We start from the raw sequence: 15617 nt of genomic DNA, 5'->3' as shown, positions 1-15617 counted from the left end.
GAACGACGGGGAAGCCATGCAGGACCCGACGGCCGGAGACCCCAATGCGGAGCCACGAAGAAGGTAACGGGATCATCCGGCGTGCGTTCCGGTCATCCGGTAGACGCGTCGAGCGGTGCCGGCCCATACCTCGGCCTGCTCGGCCCGGGTCAGTCCCGCCGTGAGTTCTCGGGCGGAGCGCACGACCTCGCCATAGCCGGCGGCGAGCGTGCACACGGGCCAGTCCGAGCCGAACATCAGGCGCCGGGGGCCGAAGGAGTCGATCACGGTGTCGGCGTACGGTCTGAGGTCGTCGACTGTCCACGACCCCCAGTCGGCTTCGGTCACCATGCCGGAGAGTTTGCACACCGTGTTCGGCAGGGCGGCCAGTGCCCGCAGGTGCTCGGCCCACGGCTCGTGTCGCGCGGACGCGATCGGTGGTTTGCCGAGATGGTCCAGGACGAAGGTGAGCTCGGGCACGGCGGCGGCTGCCCGCGTCGCCGCGGGCAGCTGGTGCGGCAGCACGACCAGGTCGTAGACGAGTCCTGCCGCGGCGACCGCGCGCAAGCCGCGCAGTACGTCCGGCCGGGTCAGCCAGTCGGGGCCGGGTTCCCCCTGGACCTGGTGGCGAATGCCGCGCAGGAAGCCGCCACCAGGCAGGGACCGCAGCGCGTCCAGCGCGTCGGCGACGTCCGGTGCCGTCAGGTCGGTCCACCCCACGACCGCTCCGATCACGTCGCCCTCCGCGGCCAGGGCCAGCAACTCTGGCGTCTCCTCGGTGACGTTTACCGTCTCCACCAGCACGGTGGCCGCCACGCCGGCCGCCCGGGTCTCGGCCTCCAGGTCCGCCAGGACGAAGGAGCGCCGCAACGGGGCGAGCCGGGGGCCGTCGATCCACTCCTGGTCGCGTACGGTCAGGTCCCACAGGTGGTGATGGGCGTCGACGATCGTCATGACAAGCTCCCTTCCGTCCCCGCGTCCGGCACCGGCACCCCATCGGGCAGCAGCCCGCGCTCCCGCAGAGCCTCCCACATCGCGCCGGGAACCGGCCGACGGTACTGCGCGGCCGCGTCCCGGACCTGGTCCGCCGACCTCGCCCCGACCAGGACCGACGCGACGGCCGGATACCCGAAGGGGAAGCGGAGCGCGGCGGCCCGCAGCGGCACCCCGTGCGCTTCGGTGACCTCGCGCATCCGCAAGGCCCGGCTCAGGAGTTCCTCGGGCGCCCTCGTGTAGTCGTACTTGGCCTCGGGGGTGGGGTCGGCCAGCAGCCCGGAGTTGAACACCCCGCCGATGATCACGCTCTTGCCGGCCGCAGCCGCGGCGGGCAGCAGGGCGTCCAGAGCGCCCTGTTCCAGAAGGGTGTAGCGCCCGGCGCAGAGCACCGCGTCGACGTCGGTGTCGGTCAGGAACCGGGCCAGCATTCGGCTCTGGTTCATCCCCGCGCCGATCGCCCGGACGACGCCCTGCGACCGCAGCTCCTCCAGCGCGGGATATGCCTCCCGGAACGCCTGTTCCTCGTGGTCGTCGGGATCGTGGAGCAGGACCAGGTCCACCCGGTCGAGTCCGAGGCGGGTGAGGCTGTCCTCCAGCGAGCGGCGCACTCCGTCGGCGCTGAAGTCCCACCTCCGCATATGGGTGGCCGGTACGGCGAAGCCGTTGGCCCGGTCGTCACCCCCGCCCTCTCGCGGCACGAGCACCCGGCCCACCTTGGTGGACAGGGTGAAGCCATCCCGGGGCTTCGCCCGCAGGACCGCGCCGAGTCTGCGTTCCGACAGGCCCACACCGTAGTGCGGGGCGGTGTCGAAGTAGCGGATGCCCGCGCTCCAGGCGGCCTCCACCGTCGCCGTCGCCTCGTCCTCGCCCACGTCACCGAAGAGCCCGGCGATCGCGGCGGCGCCGAAGCCGAGGGCGGTGACGGGGACACCGCTGCGACCGAGGGTCCGGACCGGCGCCGTGGCCGGCCCGGCCTCGTTCTCGCCCGCTGCCATCACCGTCCCTACGGTCTCGTCTCCATGAGATGCCATCACTGCCCCTCCGGGCGCAGCCGCAGCCCCTGCATTCCGCCGTCCACCGCGAGGGCCGTTCCCGTGACAGAGGCGGCGGCCGGACTCGCCAGATAGACGATGGCGGCGGCCACCTCGTCCGCGGTGACCAGACGGCCCATGGGCTGGCGGGCGTTGAGCGCCGCCCGCTCGGCCTCCGGGTCGTTCGCCCGGTCGAGGAGACGGTCCACCCACGGGGTGTCCGCCGTACCCGGGTTCACGCAGTTGACGCGGATGCCCTCGCGCACGTGGTCCGCCGCCATGGCCAGGGTGAGGGCCTGGACCGCGCCTTTGCTGGCGCTGTACAGGGCACGCTGCGGAAGTCCCGCGGTCGCGGCGATCGAGCAGGTGTTGACGACCGCCGCGTGTGCCGAGGCACGCAGCCGGGGCAGGGCCGCCCGGGTGGTGCGGACGACGCCGAGGACGTTCACGCTCAGGACGCGGTGCCACTCGGCGTCGTCGTTGTCCTCGACGGTGCCCGCGGCTCCGATGCCTGCGTTGTTGACCAGGATGTCGATGCCGCCGAGATCGTCGGCCGCGGCGGTGACCGCGGACCGCACGGAGGCATCGTCCGACACGTCGGCGACGTACCCGCGAAGGGGTTTGCCGACGGACGAGGGGTCGAGGTCGAGCACGGCGACGTCCGCGCCACGGGCAGCCAGCAGCTCCGCGGTGGCCCGGCCGATGCCGGAGGCGCCACCGGTCACCAAAGACTTGAGACCGTCCAGTTCGCCCATCAGTGCGTGCCCTTCTCGTGTGCGGTGCGGTCGGCGGCCCAGAAGGTGCCGTTGGGGTAGCGGTAGGCGGCGATCGAGCCGGCGTGCATCCGGGACGAGAAGCCGGGCACGGTGGGTGCCGTGTAATGGCCGTCCAAGATGACCACGGGGTCCTCGAAGTGCTCGTGAAGGTGGTCGACGTACTCGATAACCCGGTCCTCGGTGGTCCCGGACAGGGCGACGAAGTCAAACATCGAGAGATGACGCACCAGTTCGCACAGGCCGACGCCCCCGGCGTGCGGGCAGACCGGCACGTCGTACTTGGCCGCGAGCAGCAGAATGGCCAGGTTCTCGTTGACGCCGCCTACGCGCGCTGCGTCGATCTGCAGGATGTCGATCGCGCCCGCCTGAAGCAACTGCTTGAAGACGATGCGGTTCTGCACGTGTTCACCGGTGGCGACCTTGATGGGCGCGACCCCCCTGCGCACGGCGGCGTGACCGAGGATGTCGTCGGGACTGGTGGGCTCCTCGATCCAGTATGGGTCGCTCTCGGCCAGCGCCTTGGTCCACTCGACGGCTTCGGCGACGTTCCAGCGCTGGTTGGCGTCGATCGCCACGCGGATGCCCGGGCCGACTGCCGCACGTGCCACGCGCAGCCTTCGCACGTCGTCGGCGAGGTCCGCACCAACCTTGAGCTTGATCTGGGTGAAGCCCTCGGCCACCGCCTGCCGGGCGAGCCGGCTCATCTTCTCGTCGGAGTAGCCGAGCCAGCCGGGGGAGGTGGTGTAGGCGGGATATCCGCGATCCAGCAGCAGCCTCTCGCGTTCGGGGGCGCCCTCCTTGCCCCTGCGCAGCAGGGCCAGGGCCTCCTCGCGGCTGAGCGCGTCCGCGATGTGGCGGTAGTCCACCTGGTCGGCGAGCCACTCCGGCTCGGCGTCGGCGAGGAGCTTCCACACCGGCTTGCCGGCCCGCCTGGCCGCCAGGTCCCACACGGCGTTGACGACGGCGCCGATCGCCATGTGCATCACGCCTTTCTCGGGCCCGAGCCAGCGCAGCTGACTGTCGCCGCTCAGGGCACGGCTCACCGATCCCGGATCGGCGCACACGGCGTCCACGGACAGGCCCACGACGTGTGCGCGCAACGTGGCGATGGCCGCCGCCTGCACCTCGTTACCGCGACCAATGGTGAAGGTGAAGGAGTGCCCCTCAAGAGGGCCGCCCAGGCGGTCGTCCGCGTCGGTCCGTAGCACCACGTACGCGGCCGAGTAGTCGGGGTCGGGATTCATGGCGTCCGAGCCGTCGAGTTCCCGCGAGGTGGGGAACCGGATGTCGATCACGTCGACGTCCGTGACGCGGGCCGTGGGATGGTTGCTCATCGGCCTGTTCACGCGTCCTTGAAGGTCTGGCGCTGGCTGCCGAGTCCGTCGATCTCCAGCTCCACCGTGTCGCCGGCTCGCAGGTAAGGTGTGTCCGGCAGGCCGAGAGCCACCCCGGCCGGGGTCCCGGTGTTGATGATGTCGCCGGGCTCCAGCACCATGTACTGGCTCAGGTACCAGACGATGTGGGCAACCGAGAAGATCATGTCCTTGGTCGTGCCGCTCTGCCGGAGTACGCCGTTGACGCTCAGCCGCAGACCGAGCGCCTGCGCGTCCGGCACCTCGTCGGCGGTGACCAGCCAGGGGCCGAGCGGATTGAACGTCTCGCACGACTTGCCCAGGTCCCACTGAGGGGACAGCTCCAGCTGGAAGGCGCGCTCGGACACGTCGTTGCTGACGGCATAGCCCGCGACGACCCCGGCGGCGTCGCCGGGACCGTCCAGATAGCGGGCCCGTCGGCCGATCACCACCGCGAGCTCCACCTCCCAGTCGGTCTTCTCGGAGCCTCGCGGCACGAGCACCGTGTCGTAGGGGCCGACGACCGTGCCGGGGTCCTTCATGAACACCACCGGCCGCTCGGGCACGGGTGCGCCGGTCTCGGCGGCGTGGTCCCGGTAGTTGAGACCGACGCAGACCACCTTGCCGGGGCGGGCGACGGGCGCGCCGACACGCAGTCCCTCGGGGTCGAGCGCGGGCAGCGTGCCGGCCCGCAGGGCGGTGCGCACCCGGTCGACGCCGTCCGCGGCCAGGAAGGGCCGGTCGATGTCGTGGGTCAGTGCGGTCAGGTCGTAGGTGCGTCCGTCGTCAGCCAGGACGGCCGGGCGTTCGGAACCGGGGGCGCCGAGGCGCAGCAGTTTCACGTGTTTCTCCTTGCGGTCGCGGTACCGGTCGTACTGCGGGGCGGTTCAGGGTGGCGAAGGTCGGAGCGTGGGCCTACTCCATGAGGAAGACCTGTTCCATGTCGGCCCACCACTCGCCGGGCGCGGCCTCGTCGACGGGCCGCTGGCAGGGCGCGGTGCGCCGCCACCACTCCTGGGTCGCCGGGTCCTCGGCCATCGCGGCGAGGTCCGCCGCCAGATCGTCGCCGAGGTACTCGAAGTAGGCGACGAGATGGTCGCCGAGCAGGTGGATCGAGTAGTTGGTGATGTGGCAGCCGCGCAGCCGGTCGAGGACGGGTCGGGGCACGTTGCGGTGCAACTCCCGGTATTCGTCAGCCTTGTCGGGCAGAATCCGGATGACCTGGGCGACGCGCCTCATGAGGTGCTGCTCTTCGTGGTCACGGCCGAGCTGGTACGGTCGTGGATGATCCGGATGATTCGCCCGCTCATGCGATCGTAGTCGTGGTCGTTGTCCACCTCGCCGCGGATGCGGTGATCGGCCATGACGACGACCCGGTCGGCCAGGGTGATCATCTCTGTCAGGTCGCTGCTGATCAGCAGGATGGGCAGGCCGCCGCGGGCCAGCTCCCAGATCAGTTCGTGGAAGGCGTGCTTGGTGCGTACGTCCACCCCGACGGTCGGCTCGTCGACGACCAGTAGCCTGGTGTCGGCCGCGAGCCACTTCGCCAGGCTCACCTTCTGCTGGTTGCCGCCGGACAGTTCACCGGCGTTCTGCTCGAGGCCGGAGATCCGGATGCCGAGGCGGTCGACCAGATCCCGCGAGACCTCCTTCTCCTGGCGGGAGGAGATGTCGCCAAGGAACCGGCCGAGCTTCTTCCACACTGTCACGGTGATGTTCCGGACGATGGGCTGCTCCAGGAAGACGCCTTCCTCCTTGCGGTTCTCGGTCAGATAGCCGATGCCGTAGGTATGCAGGGCTTCCCGGGGAGATCGGATCCGCGCCGGCTCGCCGTACACCCGGATCTCGCCGCCTGTGACCCGGTCGAGGCCGAGGACGGCCTTGACCAGTTCGCTGCGGCCGGCGCCGACCAGACCGTACAGACCGACGATTTCTCCGGGGCGGACATCGAGACTGACGTCCTGGTGCCCGGCCGCCGTGCACAGACCCGACAGGGAGAGAGCGGGCTTTGCCGAGGTGTCCACCGTACGCGGGGTCATGTCCGTCACCGAGTGCTGACGGCCGACCATGAGGGTGACCACGTCGTCCTGGGCGTGCTCGGCGAGGGGAGCCGACTTGAGCACCGACCGGCCGTCACGCAGGACCGTGACGGTGTCGCAGATGGCGAAGACCTCCTCCAGCTTGTGACTGACGAACACCACACATGTGCCGCGCTCCTTGAGCCGGCGCACGACGTCGAAGAGGCGTTCTGCTTCCTGCGGGGAGAGGGACGCGGTGGGCTCGTCGAGCAGGAGCACCCGGCTCTCGGTGTACAGGGCCTTGGCGATCTCGACCAACTGCTGCTGCGCCACGGACAGTTCCCGAACGGGGCGGTGCGGGTCGAGGTCCAGACCGAGCTCGGCCAGGCAGCGCTCGGCGGGGCCGGCCATCGCCTCGCGGTCGACCAATCCCCAGTGCGCGGGCGGGCTCTGCAGCGTGATGTTCTCGGCCACGGAGAAGTCGGGGATCAGGTTGCGTTCCTGGTGGACCACACCGATGCCGGCCCGGGTGGCCTCGAGCGGGGAGCGCAGGTGGATTTCCTTGCCGCGCCGCAGCAGTCTGCCGCCGTCGGGCGGGTGGACGCCCGTGATCACCTTGATCAGGGTGGACTTGCCCGCTCCGTTCTCGCCCAGCAGGGCGTGTACGGAACCCGCGGTCAGGGTCAGGCCCACGCCGTCGAGGGCGCGTACCCCGGGGAAGACCTTGACGATGTTCTCGCATTCCAGCAGGACGTCGCTCATCGGGCGCCTCTCGTGCTCGGCAGGCCAGCGGCCGGACGTGCGTCGCTCTTCGGCGGCGCGGGCGGCGTGCGGCCGGGCGCCTTGCCCTTCTTCTCAAGCTGGGTCTGGTGGATGCGGCCGCCGACGACCGTGCCGAGGACGACCAGGCCGATGAGGAAGTTCACCCAGCTCGGGTCCAGGGAGAACTCGGCGCGCGCGGTGTCGATCAGCCGCATGACGAAGGCGGCGAGCACGGTGCCCAGCACCGCCACCGAGCCGCCGGTGAGCGCCACGCCGCCGATGATGGGCGCCGCGAAGCTGGGCAGCAGCCAGTCCCCGCCGACGCTGCGGTTGACGCCGGGCAGCGAGGCGGTGGCGGTCACCGCGGCGATGCCGACGAGCAGGCCCGACAGGGTGTGGGCGAGCACGATCTGACGGTCGGTGGAGATGCCCGACAGCCGGGCGGCGAGTGGGTTGCCGCCGGCGGCCAGCAGGCGCCGCCCCGCGGTGGTGCGGTACATGAACGCGCCGAGCATCGCGGCCGCGGCGAGCGCAGTGACGAACACAAGGGGGATGCTCAGAGGCGCCGAGCGGCCGAAGTCGCGCAGCGTGGCCGAGTAACCGTCGATGGTGCGGGTGCCGGAGAGCCGGTACTGCGCGCCGAGCAGGATCGTCATCGTGCCGAGGGTGACGATGAAGCCGTTGATGCGGGTGGCGACGATGAATACGCCGGTCAGCAGGCCGATCAGGGCGGCGGTGAGGACGCCGATCAGTACGGCCAGGCCCGCTGGCACGCCGTGGTCGGCCATCAGCACGCCCGTCAGGCAGGCGCTGGCCCCGCCCAGCGCGCCGACGGCGAGATTGAGCTGCCCGACGCACAGGGCCACCATCTGGGCCAGTCCGATGAGGATGGGCGTGGCGAGGTACTGCAGGAACGTGCGGAGGGAGGACCCCTCGAAGAAGGAGCCGGACGAGGCGATGCCGAGGCCCACGTAGCCGACGACGACCACGCACAGCAGGGTCATCGTGGTGGACCGGGAGAAGCGCCGCAGTGCCGGAACGGCTGGGGTTCCCTTGTCGCGGAGCGTCGTCATGTGGAGCGCACCACCTTGCGATAGGACACGACGGTGCGCACCCGGTCCGCGGACAGAGCCAGCAGAAGTACGCAGCCGAGGTAGATGTTGAGGCTTTCCAGGCCGACACCGAACAGGTCGAGCCCCTTGCGGATGACGCCGACCAGGGAGGTGCCGAGCAGGGCGCCGATGACGGAGACGACGCCACCGGTGAGGAGGGTGCCGCCGAGGACGGCGCCGAGGAACGAGGGGAGCATGAAGTCGTCGCCGATGGAGGCGCGGAACGTGCCCGTGCCGACGGCGGCCATGAAGCCGGCGAGGGCGGCGAGCAGCCCGGACAACGCGTGCGCCAGGACGACCCTGCGTCCGGTGGGGATGCCGGACAGCTCGGCGGCGGCCGGGTTGGCGCCGGTGAGCAGCAGCTCGCGGCCCATGCGGGTACGGGCGTAGAGGAAGCCGAGGCCGACGAGGGCGAACAGGGTGAACTGGGCCATCTGCGGGATGGCGGGTGAGCCGCAGATCGGTCCGGCACAGATGTCGGCGAGCGAGTAGGAGCGCAGTTCGGCGAGCCCGTCGGGCCGCGTGGTGAACGCGGCGTTCTCCGTGAGGGCCGAGTAGAGCAGGGAGACCAGGCCCAACAGTGCGAAGTCCATGGCCAGCGTCACGACGAACGAGTTCACGCCGGTGCGGGCGATGATCCAGCCGGTCAGTGCCCCGATGGCGCATCCGGCGACGAGGCACAGCACCAGGCCCAGCGGCAGCGGCAGCCCGAGCCGGTCGTAGCCGAACCCGGCGAAGAAGGCACCGAAGGCGGCCATGCGCCCGACCGCGAGGTTCATGTGCCCGATGGAGAGCACGACCATCTGCGCGAGTGCCACCACGGTGAGCGTCGAGATGTCCCTCAGGAGAGGGAAGAGCACCAGCCGCTCGTCGAAGAAGGCCGGCCGCAGAACGCCGAAGAAAGCGCCGAGCGCGACGATGAGCACTAGCAGCCCCAGCCGCTGGTTGACCCAGAACGGCAGCCGGTGAGCCGGGCGGGCGCCGTCGGCGGGGCGGTCGGTCTCGCTGTCGGGGGGTGTGACGGCCGTCTTCATGAGACCCTCCGGTCGTCGATGGCGTCCATGTCCCAGTCGATGCCGATGCCCGGCTGGTCCGGCGCCACGGCCAGGCCGTCGCGCAGGACCATCTCGGTGCGGGTCACGGCGCGCAGTTGCGGTATGTACTCGACGTACGCGCCGTTGCTGACCGCGGCGACCAGGCTGACGTGCAGTTCCATCAGGAAGTGCGGGCAGACCTTGACGTTGAAGGTCTCTGCCAGGTGGGCGACCTTCAGCCACGGGGTGATGCCGCCGACGCGGGCGACGTCGACCTGCACCACGGAAGCGCCGCCGGACTCCAGGTAGTTGCGGAACTGCATGGGCGAGTACATCGACTCGCCGACGGCGATCGGGATCCGGGTGGAGCGGGCGAGCCGGGCATGGCCGCTGAGGTCGTCCGCGGGCATGGGCTCCTCGAGCCAGTACGGGTCGTAGGGCTCCAGGGCGGCGGCCAGCTGTACGGCCGAGGACAGTGACTGCGACTGGTTGGCGTCCGTCATGATGTTCAGCGCGGGGCCGACCGCCTCGCGGACGGCGCGCAGGCGCTCCGCGTCCTCGGCGACGTGCGGCTTGCCGACCTTGATCTTGACCCCGGAGAACTGCGCGTCCCTGGCCGCGAGCGCGGACTTGACCAGGTCCTCGGTGCTCAGGTGGAGCCAGCCGCCCTCGGTGTCGTAGACGGGGATCTCCTGTCGGTGGCCGCCGGCCAGTCGCCACAGCGGCTCTCCGGCGCGCTTGCAGCGCAGGTCCCACAGGGCCGTGTCCACGGCGGCGAGCGCCAGCGAGGTGATGGCGCCTGTGGTGGTGGCGCGGGTCTGGGCGAAAAGCTGCTGCCAGAGCCCCTCGACGTTGCGGGCGTCCTTGCCGGTGACGAGGGGCAGCAGGTGGTCCCGGAGGAGGGCCAGAACCGAAGTCCCGCCGGTGCCGATCGTGTACGCGTAGCCGGTTCCCACGAGGCCGTCGGCCGTAGTGAGTGTGACGAGAACGGTCTCCTGCTTGACGAACGACTGCACGGCGTCGGTGCGGTCGGTCTCCACATCGATGTCGGCCAGGAGGGCCGTTGCGTTGGTGATGACGCTCATGCGCGTGTGCTGACTTTCTGTGTTCGTCGCCGGGGTAGTCAGCCGCAGGAGAGGAACTCGTCGGCGAACTGCTTCTTCAGCTGAGCGGTCGTCGCCTTGCGCGCGTCGTCGTAGTTGGTGACGTTGTCCTTCGTGACGACGAATGAGCCGGAATCGACGATCTTGCCGGGCTGTTTCATGGTGCACTGCTTGGTCTGCAGCAGGGCGAGCGCCCAAGTGCCGATCTCCGCCTGGCCGACCGGGTTCTGCACGACGGTGGCGCTGACGGAGCCGTTCTTGATCGAGGAGAGGATCTTGGCGTCGTCGTCGATGGCCACGACCTTGGCCTTCGAGCCGGACTCGCGTACGGCCTCGGCGGCGGCGACCGCCGGGTTGTAGGCGGTGGAGACGATGCCCGCGATGTGGCCGCCCTTGGCGGCAAGCAGGTCGGACACGGCCTTCTGGGCGGTCTGGAGGTCCTTGTCGATGTCGGTGATGGTCTGCAGCAGAGTGACCTTGCCGCCGGTCTCCTTCACCGCCCTCTCCACTCCCCGCTTGCGCAGCTGGGTGTTGGCGTCGACGTTGTTGCCGGTCAGGTGGACAAGGGCGCCCTTGCCGCCCATGGCCTCGATGGCGGCCTTCGCGGCCTTGTACGCGGCGAGCTCGACGTCCGTGGAGAGGCAGAAGTCCGCCTCGTTGGTGTCGCCGGCCGGACAGGAGGCCAGCGATGCGACGGCGAAGCCCTGGGACTTGAGGTCCGCGAAGGTGGTGTTGATGTCGGTCGGGGACACCCCGAAGATGCCAAAGGCGTTGTAGCCGCGGGCGGCAAGCGTCGAGAGGAGGTTGTTCTGCTTCTGCTGGTCCCACTCGGCGGTCTCGTCGAAGGTGACGTCGCCCAGCTTGAGCGTCTTCTTGGCCTCCTCGCCGGCTTGCTTCCAGGGCTGGAAGTAGGGGTGGGCGCCCCCCGGGACGAGCGCGACCTTGGTCTTGGAGCCGTCGGCCAGCTCTGCCGACCCGACACCGGCCTTTCCGGAGGCGGCGCCCGCGGCGCCGGGCTCGTCCGAGTTCTTGACGGTGCAGGCGGACGACGCGGTGACCAGAAGTACCAGGGTGACGGCGGCCGGCAAGACGGTTATACGACGGCTCATGGTTGTGCCCCACTCGAATCAAATAGGATTTCGTTGCCGTGATGCTGGGGCAGAGCGGTTGTGTACGTCAAGGCCTGCGTAACGGGCAGTTGATGGCATCGGGGAAGGTGGGGATCATATAGAACTTGCTCGATAGTGTCGGGGGAGCTGCCCGGTGTCGGCGTCGAAAGGAGTCCGAGGAGATGTCGGTGGACGCGAAGGTGTCCGGAAGGCCAGCACCTCCTGCCGCGCGACGGGGGGTGCTGACGGACAGGGTCTACGAGGCCGTCAAGGCCATGGTGATGGACCATGTGATCCAGCCGGATGCACGGGTAGGCATCGAGGCCATCTCCCGGTCACTGGGGGTCTCGGCCACTCCCGTGCGCGAAGCGTTGTCCCGGCTCGAGTCGGACGGACTGGTGGTGAAGCGCTCGCTGTCGGGATACCGTGCCACCGCGCTGCTGACCCGGCAGGGCGTGGAGCAGCTCTTCGAAATGCGGCTGCTCCTGGAGCCGTCGGCCGCCGCGCTGGCCGCCGAGTGCGCCGAGGATGTCGACCTGGACCGGATCGAGACCCTGGTCGAGGAGATGCAGGGCCTGCCCGACAAGGGGCGCAGCTACGCGGTCTACGGCCGCTTCGCGGTACTGGACCAGCGCTTCCACGATGCGCTCGCCGCGGCGTCAGGCCGGACGATGCTCGCCGCGGCAGTGGAGCGTCTGCATGCGCACCTCCACCTCTTCAGGTTGAGCCCCGTCACGGGCGGCAGCCCGGCGACGGTCGTGGAGCACGGCCGCATCCTGAGGGCTGTGCTGCGACGCAGCCCGGAACGGGCATCGGAGGCCATGCGCGAGCACCTGGAACTGAGCCTGGGGCGCCAGCTCGATCGGTACGGGCAAGGCGGATCCTGAGACTCAGGGGGCCGGCCGCCGGCACACGAGGCGAACGGGTCCTGTGCCGCGCCTGCTGGACGGCACTGGGGTCTGCCTGGGCGATCACCCCCAACGGCAGCGCCGCCGTGACGGGGGCGAGTGCCCTGCATCTTTCCGACATCCGATTCATCTCCGTGCTGGACCATGCGGGACGCCTGGTCGCCACGACCCGACCGCTCTGACCTGCCTCGACCGCCAGAGCCGCGGACCGCTCCACGGCCGGGTCTGTCGAATGATCGGCTCTGTCCCGTAGTCGGTGGTGACGCTGCGTCTCTGCCTGTGATCACGAGGCATGGGTTACGTCAACTCTCTTGTCGGCGTGGTGTTTTCAAACTCGGTGGTTCAGTGTCAGTCCATGGATCCAACAGGTTGTCGCCGAGGCCTGCACCGGGTTCGGCTGCGGCGTCGTGGAGGGATTGTTCGGTCCAGATGACCTTGCCGCGGGCGCCGTACCGGGTGCCCCAGCGGTGGGCGAACTGAGCGACGAGGAACAGCCCGCGGCCGCCCTCGTCCGTGGTGGCTGCCCGCCGCAGGTGGGGGGAGGTGCTGGAGCCGTCGGCGACCTCGCAGATCAGGTGGTTGCGATCGTGCAGCAGGCGCAGCCGGATGGGCTGGGTGCCGTATCGGATGGCGTTGGTGACCAGTTCGCTGACGATCAGCTCGGTGGTGAAGGCGACCTGGTCCAGGGCCCAGGTCTCCAGCCGGCGGGTGACGTCGGTACGGACGTGGGAGACGGCCGCCGGGTCGGAGGGCACCTCCCAGTCCGCGACCCGGGCCGGGTCCAGCAGGTGGGTCCGGGCCACCAGCAAGGCGATGTCGTCGCGGGGGCGCTCGGGGAGCATGGTGGCGAAGACGGTCTGGCAGGTGGCCTCCGGGGTGCCGCCCACAGCATCGGCCAGGGCCGTGCGCAGCTGCTCAATGCCGGTGTCGAGGTCGCGGTCCCGGTCCTCGATCAGCCCGTCGGTGTAGAGGACCAGCTGACTGCCCTCGGGCACAGTGAGTTCGGCGGTCTCGAAGGGCAGGCTGCCGCCCAGGCCCAGCGGGGGGCTGACGGGTACGTCCGGGAAGGTGACGGTGCCGTCGGGGTGGACCAGGGCGGGGCCGGGGTGGCCGGACCGGGCCACAGTGCAGCGGCCGGAGACGGGATCGTAGATGGCGTACAGGCAGGTGGCCCCCGTGACCCCCTGGCCGTCGGCCTCGTCGTGGTCGATGTGGGCGACCAACTCGTCCAGGTGGTTCAGGAGTTCGTCCGGGGCCAGGTCCAGGGTCGAGAAATTGTGCACGGCGGTGCGCAGCCGACCCATGGTGGCGGCGGCGTGCAGGCCGTGGCCGACGACGTCGCCGACCACCAGGGCCACCCGGGTGCCGGGCAGGGGGATGACGTCGAACCAATCGCCGCCCGCCCCGGCCTGGGCGGGCAGGTAGCGGTGGGCGGCCTCGACGGCGGTCTGCTCGGGCAGAGTGCGGGGCAGCAGGCTGCGCTGCAGAGTGGCCGCCAGGGTGTGCTCGTGGGTGTAGCGGCGGGCGTTGTCGATGCACAACGCAGCACGTCTGGCCAGCTCCTTGGAGACGGAAAGGTCCTCCTCCCCGAAGGGCGGGGAGGCGTCCGCCCGCCAGAAGTTGGCCATCCCTAGCACCACCCCGCGGGCCTGCAGCGGCACCGAGATCAGGGAATGGATTCCGTACTCCAGCACCCGCCGCGCCCGCTCCGGGTCCTGGGCCCGCCAGCCGTCGGAGCCAGCGAGGTCCGACTCCAGCACAGCCTGGCCGCCGGCCGCCCCGGCGGCGATGGGGTTGGTGGTGGCGAAGTGGATCAGCTCCCCCACGGGGTAGAGAGGCGGGTCGCCGCGGACGCCGCTGACGGCGGTGCGGCGCATTTCGGTGCTTGCCCCGGCCGGCTCCTCGCCACGCAGCACCGGATCCAGCAGCTCCACGGTGACGAAATCGGTGAACCGCGGGACGACCATCTCCGCCAGCTCCTCGGCGGTGCGCACCACATCCAGCGTGGTGCCGATCCGCACGCCGGCGTCGTAGAGCAGCTGCAGGCGCTCGCGTGCCACCTTGGCCCGGCCGGCGAGGGTACGCAGTTCGGTGGTGTCGCGCAGGGTGGCCACGCTGCCCGCCGGGGCGCCGTAGCGCTCGACGGGCCGGACGTTGACGGCCAGCAGCCGGTCGCCAGCCAGATGGACCTCGTCGGTGGCCGTCCGCCCCGGGGAAAGCAGCTCGGCGGCGCCCGGGGTCAGGCCGAGGTCGGTGATCTGGTGCTGCTCCGCGTCCTCCGGCAGATTCAGCAGCCGGCGTGCCTCGTCGTTGGCCAGCAGCAGCCGCCCGTCGCCGCCGACGACGAGCACGCCTTCGCGCACCGTGTGCAGGACCGCGTCATGATGCTCGTACATGCGAGTCATCTCGCCGGGGCCCAGTCCGCGGGTCTGGCGCAGCAGCCGCCGGCCAATCAGCGCCGACCCGCCCGCGACCAGGGCGAGCGCGCCGCCCGCGGCGCCGAGGAGCACCGGAAGCTGCCCGGCCACCGCTTCGTTCACCTTCTTGACCTTGATCTCGGGGGACACGATGCCGGCGACCGAGCCGTCAGGCCGGAAGACGGGGACCTCCGCGAAGACCGAAACGCCCAGCGGAGTCACCTCGGTGTCCGTGAGGGCCGTGCCCCTCACCGCCTTCCGGTAGGGGTCGCCCTTGACTACGTGTTTCCCGATCCGATGCGGGTCGGGGTGGGTGTATCGGATCCCGTCCGTGCTGATGATCACGATGCCGTCGACGCCGGACCGCTTCCGGGCACTCTCGGTGAGCGGTTGCAGCACCGCGGTCGGATCGCGGCTGTCCAGCGCCTGCACGATCCCCGGGGAGTTCGCGAACGCCTCGGCGACGGCAAGCACCTCTTCGCGGGCTTTCTCCGTGCCTTGGTGCCGGGCCTGGACCACCAGCGTCACCACCGTCGCGGCGACGAGCAGCACCACGACCGCCAGCTGCAGGAGGAACACTTGACCGGCGACGCTCCGCGCGCTCACCAGGGAGCGCAGGCGCCGCCCTGGCGACCGGTGCGGGATCTCCCGTTCGTCCGCGGGACGAGTCGGCTGCTCCGTTCCCGGACGCGGAACCTCACGCCGCCTCCGCGCACGCCAACCAGCGAACCGGCGGGAAGACGCTATCGAGGATCGGCGGAAACCTCTGAGCGCATCCATAGGTCCAGTGTTGTCGATTCGGCCGCTGCGAGCCCACCACCGGAATCGTGCCGTTCATGAACCCGGTCGAGCAGGTCATGACGCAAGAGCCCTACGCCAGCGCCGAGCGCGTCTTCTGGATCGCCGACGGGAGTGTCATGAATCAGGCTCTGGCCCGTAGTCGGTGGTGACGCCGAGTAGCGGTCAGGGCAGAAGGATGCGGTGGCGGAGGAGGTCGAATCCGGCGCGTCCGTGCATCTG

The 15617-nt window shown here is 70.3% G+C and carries 13 protein-coding genes; 1 reads left to right on the top strand and 12 read right to left on the bottom strand.

Going from position 1 to position 15617, the window contains the following annotated elements; genetic code table 11:
- Positions 1-72: 72 nt before the first annotated feature.
- The 11 genes from ACFY4A_RS39770 to ACFY4A_RS39720 all read right to left on the bottom strand — a co-directional run bounded on the left by ACFY4A_RS39770 (position 73) and on the right by ACFY4A_RS39720 (position 11272).
- Complete coding sequence (locus ACFY4A_RS39770; protein WP_390834194.1) at positions 73-933, bottom strand: amidohydrolase family protein; 861 nt, start codon at positions 931-933, stop codon at positions 73-75.
- On the bottom strand, positions 930-1970 hold the full coding sequence (locus ACFY4A_RS39765; protein ID WP_390834205.1) for an aldo/keto reductase: 1041 nt from the start codon (positions 1968-1970) through the stop codon (positions 930-932). The genes ACFY4A_RS39770 and ACFY4A_RS39765 overlap by 4 nt, the downstream gene beginning before the upstream one ends.
- 35 nt (positions 1971-2005) lie before the next feature.
- Positions 2006-2761: an SDR family NAD(P)-dependent oxidoreductase gene (locus tag ACFY4A_RS39760; RefSeq protein ID WP_390834193.1), complete on the bottom strand. Its 756-nt coding sequence runs from the start codon at positions 2759-2761 to the stop codon at positions 2006-2008.
- Positions 2761-4116 carry an enolase C-terminal domain-like protein gene (locus ACFY4A_RS39755; protein WP_390834191.1) on the bottom strand — a complete coding sequence of 452 codons (1356 nt, stop codon included), beginning with the start codon at positions 4114-4116 and terminating at the stop codon, positions 2761-2763. The genes ACFY4A_RS39760 and ACFY4A_RS39755 overlap by 1 nt, the downstream gene beginning before the upstream one ends.
- A gap of 8 nt (positions 4117-4124) precedes the next feature.
- The gene (locus tag ACFY4A_RS39750) at positions 4125-4976 is read right to left on the bottom strand and encodes a fumarylacetoacetate hydrolase family protein (protein WP_390834190.1); all 852 of its coding nucleotides are present in this window, start codon (positions 4974-4976) and stop codon (positions 4125-4127) included.
- 73 nt (positions 4977-5049) lie between these two features.
- Positions 5050-5373, bottom strand: coding sequence for an L-rhamnose mutarotase (locus ACFY4A_RS39745; RefSeq protein WP_390834189.1), 324 nt, complete (start codon positions 5371-5373; stop codon positions 5050-5052).
- Positions 5370-6914 carry a sugar ABC transporter ATP-binding protein gene (locus ACFY4A_RS39740; RefSeq protein ID WP_390834188.1) on the bottom strand — a complete coding sequence of 515 codons (1545 nt, stop codon included), beginning with the start codon at positions 6912-6914 and terminating at the stop codon, positions 5370-5372. The genes ACFY4A_RS39745 and ACFY4A_RS39740 overlap by 4 nt, the downstream gene beginning before the upstream one ends.
- Positions 6911-7987 (bottom strand): ABC transporter permease, encoded by a 1077-nt coding sequence (locus tag ACFY4A_RS39735; protein ID WP_390834187.1) that lies wholly within the window; start codon positions 7985-7987, stop codon positions 6911-6913. The genes ACFY4A_RS39740 and ACFY4A_RS39735 overlap by 4 nt, the downstream gene beginning before the upstream one ends.
- The gene (locus tag ACFY4A_RS39730) at positions 7984-9060 is read right to left on the bottom strand and encodes an ABC transporter permease (protein ID WP_390834186.1); all 1077 of its coding nucleotides are present in this window, start codon (positions 9058-9060) and stop codon (positions 7984-7986) included. Before ACFY4A_RS39730 ends, ACFY4A_RS39735 begins: the two co-directional genes overlap by 4 nt.
- On the bottom strand, positions 9057-10145 hold the full coding sequence (locus ACFY4A_RS39725; RefSeq protein ID WP_390834185.1) for a mandelate racemase/muconate lactonizing enzyme family protein: 1089 nt from the start codon (positions 10143-10145) through the stop codon (positions 9057-9059). Before ACFY4A_RS39725 ends, ACFY4A_RS39730 begins: the two co-directional genes overlap by 4 nt.
- Before the next feature lie 38 nt (positions 10146-10183).
- Positions 10184-11272 carry a sugar ABC transporter substrate-binding protein gene (locus tag ACFY4A_RS39720; RefSeq protein WP_390834184.1) on the bottom strand — a complete coding sequence of 363 codons (1089 nt, stop codon included), beginning with the start codon at positions 11270-11272 and terminating at the stop codon, positions 10184-10186.
- Positions 11273-11454: 182 nt separating this feature from the next.
- Here ACFY4A_RS39720 and ACFY4A_RS39715 point away from each other — a divergent pair, with 182 nt between their 5' ends.
- Positions 11455-12159 (top strand): GntR family transcriptional regulator, encoded by a 705-nt coding sequence (locus ACFY4A_RS39715; RefSeq protein ID WP_390834183.1) that lies wholly within the window; start codon positions 11455-11457, stop codon positions 12157-12159.
- 323 nt (positions 12160-12482) lie between these two features.
- On the opposite strand, the gene ACFY4A_RS39710 is transcribed toward ACFY4A_RS39715, so the two are convergent.
- Positions 12483-15176: a SpoIIE family protein phosphatase gene (locus ACFY4A_RS39710; RefSeq protein WP_390834182.1), complete on the bottom strand. Its 2694-nt coding sequence runs from the start codon at positions 15174-15176 to the stop codon at positions 12483-12485.
- Positions 15177-15617: the final 441 nt, after the last annotated feature.

This window comes from Streptomyces sp. NPDC001292 (genome assembly GCF_042896465.1).
Classification (GTDB): Bacteria; Actinomycetota; Actinomycetes; order Streptomycetales; family Streptomycetaceae; genus Streptomyces.
This window is presented reverse-complemented; position numbering and strand designations above follow the sequence as displayed.

Coding starts and splice junctions, on each gene's coding strand:
- ACFY4A_RS39770 (WP_390834194.1), bottom strand. CDS start 933: ATGACGATCGTCGACGCCCATCACCACCTGTGGGACCTGACCGTACGC.
- ACFY4A_RS39765 (WP_390834205.1), bottom strand. CDS start 1,970: ATGGCAGCGGGCGAGAACGAGGCCGGGCCGGCCACGGCGCCGGTCCGG.
- ACFY4A_RS39760 (WP_390834193.1), bottom strand. CDS start 2,761: ATGGGCGAACTGGACGGTCTCAAGTCTTTGGTGACCGGTGGCGCCTCC.
- ACFY4A_RS39755 (WP_390834191.1), bottom strand. CDS start 4,116: ATGAGCAACCATCCCACGGCCCGCGTCACGGACGTCGACGTGATCGAC.
- ACFY4A_RS39745 (WP_390834189.1), bottom strand. CDS start 5,373: ATGAGGCGCGTCGCCCAGGTCATCCGGATTCTGCCCGACAAGGCTGAC.
- ACFY4A_RS39740 (WP_390834188.1), bottom strand. CDS start 6,914: ATGAGCGACGTCCTGCTGGAATGCGAGAACATCGTCAAGGTCTTCCCC.
- ACFY4A_RS39735 (WP_390834187.1), bottom strand. CDS start 7,987: ATGACGACGCTCCGCGACAAGGGAACCCCAGCCGTTCCGGCACTGCGG.
- ACFY4A_RS39730 (WP_390834186.1), bottom strand. CDS start 9,060: ATGAAGACGGCCGTCACACCCCCCGACAGCGAGACCGACCGCCCCGCC.
- ACFY4A_RS39725 (WP_390834185.1), bottom strand. CDS start 10,145: ATGAGCGTCATCACCAACGCAACGGCCCTCCTGGCCGACATCGATGTG.
- ACFY4A_RS39720 (WP_390834184.1), bottom strand. CDS start 11,272: ATGAGCCGTCGTATAACCGTCTTGCCGGCCGCCGTCACCCTGGTACTT.
- ACFY4A_RS39715 (WP_390834183.1), top strand. CDS start 11,455: ATGTCGGTGGACGCGAAGGTGTCCGGAAGGCCAGCACCTCCTGCCGCG.